Source organism: Nesterenkonia sp. F (genome assembly GCF_000220985.1).
Classification (GTDB): Bacteria; Actinomycetota; Actinomycetes; order Actinomycetales; family Micrococcaceae; genus Nesterenkonia.
This window is the reverse complement of the sequence record NZ_AFRW01000097.1, coordinates 1-5120: the sequence shown is the minus strand read 5'-3', so window position 1 is coordinate 5120 and position 5120 is coordinate 1. Positions and strand designations below refer to the sequence as shown.

General features: G+C 70.3%; 3 protein-coding genes. All 3 read left to right on the top strand.

Translation table 11 applies throughout. The features are described from left to right. The coding region (locus GU5_RS0108145) for a multifunctional oxoglutarate decarboxylase/oxoglutarate dehydrogenase thiamine pyrophosphate-binding subunit/dihydrolipoyllysine-residue succinyltransferase subunit (RefSeq protein WP_050806636.1) at positions 1-3586 on the top strand (3586 nt) is incomplete at its 5' end. Between the two features lie 183 nt (positions 3587-3769). Continuing rightward, positions 3770-4393, top strand: a complete 624-nt coding sequence (locus tag GU5_RS0108140; RefSeq protein ID WP_010525089.1) for a GDSL-type esterase/lipase family protein — start codon at positions 3770-3772, stop codon at positions 4391-4393. A gap of 141 nt (positions 4394-4534) precedes the next feature. After that, positions 4535-4954, top strand: a complete 420-nt coding sequence (locus GU5_RS0108135) for a hypothetical protein (RefSeq protein WP_010525088.1) — start codon at positions 4535-4537, stop codon at positions 4952-4954. The last annotated feature ends 166 nt before the right edge of the window (positions 4955-5120 follow it).

The window sequence follows — 5120 nt, the reverse complement described above, 5'->3', positions numbered from 1 at the left end:
GGCGCGGAGCACCCCGTCGACGGCGAAGCCGGCCGAACCGGACCACGCCCAGAAGCCGCGCGGGGAGAAGGGCCCCTCGACCTCCGCCGCCTCCGCCCCCGCCGCGCCGAAGACGCCGACGACGCGGAAGGCCCCGGACTCCGACACCCGCCCCATCCCCTCCGAGCCCTCGGCGGGCGAGTCGACGGCCCCGGAGGAGAAGGAGGACGAGGTCACCGTCCTGAAGGGCATGTCGAAGGCGATCGCGGCCAACATGGACGCCTCGCTCTCGGTGCCCACGGCGACCACCGTCCGCGCGGTGCCGGCGAAGCTGCTGATCGACAACCGCGTGGTGATCAACAACCACCTCAAGCGCACCCGCGGCGGCAAGGTCTCGTTCACCCACATCATCGGCTATGCGATGCTCAAGGCGCTGCGCGCGCATCCGGCGATGAACGTCACCTACGACGTCGAGGACGGCAAGCCCGCCGCCGTGCAGCCGGCCCACGTCAACTTCGGCCTGGCCATCGACATGCCGCGCCCCGACGGCACCCGGGCGCTGGTGGTGCCGAACGTCAAGGCCTCCGAGGAGATGGGCTTCACCCAGTTCTGGGCCGCCTACGACGACGTCGTCAAGCGCGCCCGGGACAACAAGCTCACCCCGGACGACTACGCCGGCACCACCGTCTCGCTGACCAACCCCGGAGGCATCGGCACCGTCCACTCGGTGCCGCGGCTGTCCAAGGGGCAGGCCACCATCGTCGGCGTCGGCGCCCTGGAGTACCCGGCCGAGTTCCAGGGCGCCTCGGAGAAGACGCTGAACAAGCTGGCGGTCTCGAAGGTCATCACGCTGACCTCGACCTACGACCACCGCGTCATCCAGGGCGCGACCTCGGGCGAGTTCCTCAAGACCATGCACCAGCTGCTGCTGGGCGAGGACGGCTTCTACGACGAGATCTTCGAGGCCCTGCGGATCCCCTATCAGCCGGTGCGCTGGTCGGCCGACATCCAGGTCAACCCCGAGGACCAGGTCAACAAGGTCGCCCGCATCCAGCAGCTCATCCACGCCTACCGGGTCCGCGGCCACCTGATGGCCTCGGTGGACCCGCTGGAGTACCGGATGCGCGACCATCCGGACCTGGAGATCGAGACCCACGGGCTGACGCTCTGGGACCTCGACCGCGACTGGCCCACCGGCGGCTTCGGCGGCAGGCCGATGCTGCCGCTGCGCAACATCCTGGGCGTGCTGCGCGACACGTACTGCCGCAACACCGGCATCGAGTACATGCACATCCAGTCGCCCGAGGAGCGGCAGTGGTTCCAGGACGAGATCGAGCATCCCTATGAGAAGCCCTCGCGGGACGAGCAGTTCCGTATCCTGGGCCGGCTGAACTCCGCGGAGGCCTTCGAGACCTTCCTGCAGACGAAGTTCGTCGGCCAGAAGCGCTTCTCGCTGGAGGGCGGCGAGTCGCTCATCCCGCTGCTCGACGTCATCCTCTCCGGCGCGGCCGACGAGGGCCTCGACGAGGTCACCATCGGGATGGCCCACCGCGGACGGCTCAACGTGCTCGCCAACATCGCCGGCAAGACCTACGCGCAGATCTTCCAGGAGTTCGAGGGCCGCGACTCCGGCATCGGCTCCGGCGACGTGAAGTACCACCTGGGCACCCGCGGGTCCTTCACCTCGGACCAGGGCAACACCACCAAGGTCTACCTCGCGGCGAACCCCTCCCACCTGGAGGCCGTCAACCCGGTGCTGGAGGGCGTCACGCGCGCGATCCAGGACCGTCTCGACAAGGGGTCGGACAACCTCAACTCGTTCTCCGTGCTGCCGCTGCTGGTCCACGGAGACGCCGCCTTCGCCGGCCAGGGGGTGGTGGCCGAGACGATGAACCTCTCCCAGCTGCGCGGATACCGCACCGGCGGCACCGTGCACGTGGTGGTCAACAACCAGGTCGGCTTCACCACCGCCCCGCAGGCGGGACGGTCGATGACGTACTGCACCGACATGGCCAAGGCCATCCAGGCCCCGATCTTCCACGTCAACGGCGACGACCCCGAGTCCGTCGCCCGCGTGGCGCAGCTGGCCTTCCAGTACCGCCAGCGGTTCAACAAGGACGTGGTCATCGACCTGGTCTGCTACCGCCGCCGCGGCCACAACGAGGGCGACGACCCGTCGATGACCCAGCCGAAGATGTACAACCTCATCGAGGCCAAGCGCTCGACCCGCCGGCTGTACACCGAGGCGCTGGTCGGACGCGGCGACATCACCCAGGAGGAGGCCGACCAGGCGCTGCAGGACTTCCGCCAGCGACTGGAGCGCGTCTTCACCGAGACCCACGCCGCGAAGACCCAGCCGGTCTCCACCGTCGACTCCGGCGGCGGCGACGAGCTGGCCCCGACCTCCTCGGCCGACGAGGAGGCCACTCCCGAGCGGGCTCCGACCGACACGGCCATCTCCGAGGAGACGCTGGCCCACATCGGCGAGGTCCACACCAACATCCCGTCGGACTTCACCCCGCACCCGAAGCTGAAGTCGATGCTCGAGAAGCGGGCCAAGATGTCCCGCGAGGGCGGCATCGACTGGGGCTTCGCCGAGATCGCGGCCTTCGGCTCGCTGCTCATGGAGGGCACCGAGGTCCGACTCTCCGGCCAGGACTCGCGGCGCGGCACCTTCGTGCAGCGCCACTCGGTCTTCCACGACCGGCACAACGGCGACGAATGGTACCCGCTGAAGAACCTGACCGAGGACCAGGCGCGGTTCTTCATCTACGACTCCGCGCTGTCGGAGTACGGCGTGGTCGGCTTCGAGTACGGCTACTCGGTGGAGAACCCCGAGGCCCTGGTGCTCTGGGAGGCCCAGTTCGGCGACTTCGTCAACGGCGCCCAGACGGTGATCGACGAGTTCATCTCGTCGGCCGAGCAGAAGTGGGGCCAGCGGTCCTCGGTCGTGATGCTGCTGCCGCACGGCTATGAGGGGCAGGGTCCGGACCACTCCTCCGGACGCCCGGAGCGCTTCCTGCAGCTCTGCGCCCAGGACAACATGACGGTGGTCATGCCCTCGACCGGGGCGAACTACTTCCACCTGCTGCGCCGCCAGGCCGTCGCCCGGCCGCGGCGCCCGCTGATCGTGTTCTCGCCGAAGCAGCTGCTGCGGCTGAAGGCCGCGGCGAATGCAGTGGAGGACTTCACCACCGGCACCTTCCAGGAGGTCATCGGCGACGCCGAGGTCGACCCGCAGAAGGTCGAGCGGGTGCTGGTCACCTCCGGGCGGCTGTACTACGACCTGGAGGCCACGCGTCAGAAGCATCAGGACGAGCGCACCGCGATCGTGCGGCTGGAGCAGCTCTACCCGATGCCGGTGAAGCAGCTGCAGGCCGAGCTGGACCGCTACCCGCACGCGACCGACGTCGCCTACGCCCAGGACGAGCCGGCGAATCAGGGCCCGTGGCCCTTCCTCGCCCTCAACCTGCTCCCGCTGCTGGGCCACGGAGTGCGGTCGATCTCCCGGTCCGATTCGGCGGCGACGTCGGTGGGCCAGGCGAAGCGCCACGCCCAGGAGCTGGAGACTCTGCTCGGCGAGGCGTTCCCGCACCTGGACCTCTGAGCCGGGCTCCCGTCGCTGGTCCGAGGGGCCGACGATCCGCCCGGATCGTCGGCCCCTCGGTGCGTCCGGCGGACGCACCCCAGGTGCGGCGAGTACGGTCGGAGATCAGAGATCTCCGCGACGGCGGGCCGGGCGTCCCTCAGGACCGGCGCCCTCGTCGCCGCGATCTCCATGCAGGACCGGATGCAGGGACTGGGAAGGGACACTGTGGAACGCAGCATCAGAATCGTCGCAGTCGGCAACGAGCTGCTGACCGGGGTCGGCGACCCCCGGGCGCTGGGCTGGCTGGGCCGCGTGCTCGCCAAGACGCCGACCGAGTCGGTGCGGCTGGAGCACTACGTGCTGGCGATGCCGGGCGAGGGCACCGAGGCGCTCTCGCAGCGCTGGCGGGACGAGGCGCTCCCCCGCTTCGGGCCCGCGACGGAGAACCACCTGGTCGTCGCGCTGAACGACCTGGATCTCGACAGCGAGACCTCCTCGGCCCGCGGTCGGCTGAACCTCGCCAACATCCTGGACCGCGCCTCGCAGGAGGGCATCCGCTGCCTGGTGGTCGGCCCCATCCCGACGCTCGACGCGGAGCGCAATCAGCGCATCGCCGAGCTCAACGCCGCCTATGAGGACGTCGCCTCCCGACGTCGCCACGTCTACGTCGACACCTTCACCCCGCTGCTGCAGCACGAGCAGTGGCGCGGAGACCTGGCCGCCAACGACGGCGAGCCCGGCCAGGCCGGCTACGGCCTCATCGCCTGGCTGGTGCTGCACCGCGGCTGGTACCAGTGGCTGGGACTGCCCGAACCGACCACCTGAGGGGCCGGACGCTCCCGAGGGACCCGGCAGGGCCTCGACCCGCCCATGATCCGGGGACCGGTCGGCCGCCAGGAATGGAGACGCGGCCGCGGGAGTTCTCCCCCAGGACGTTCAGCCCCCACCACAGATCGGAGCCCCTCCATGTCCTTCTCCTCGGTCGCCCTGCGCGCCGTGCCCGGCGCCTTCCTCCTGGACTCCGGGATCGGCAAGCTCTCCCTCGACGCCGACTCGGCGGCGGGGCTGCAGAGCATGGCCGCCACCGGTGTGCCGGCCGTCTCGACGCTCTCCCCGGAGACGTTCGGCCGGGCGCTGGCCGTCGGCGAGATCGGCGTCGGCGCCGCCCTGCTCACGCCGTTCGTCGGCGACCGGGTCGCCGGCGTCGCCCTGGGCGGGTTCACCGCGGGGATGCTGAGCATGTACTTCCGCAACGACGCGATGACGCGGAAGGACGGCGTGCGTCCCAGCCAGGAGGGCACCATGCTGGCCAAGGATCTCTGGCTGGCGGCCATCTCCGCAGCGCTGATCGGCGGCGAGCGCCGCCGGCCGCGCCGTCGGAGCTGATCCCGCAGGACGGGCGCACAGCACGCCGCGCGGCCGTGCGGCGGCTCGTCCGACGCCGCGCCGCGGCGGGGCGTAGTAGGATGGATTCCAGTCGACGAGAGGAGTTCGCCCTATGAGCAAGCGTGGACGCAAGCGCAGCGCGCGCCGGAAGAACAAGGCCAACCAC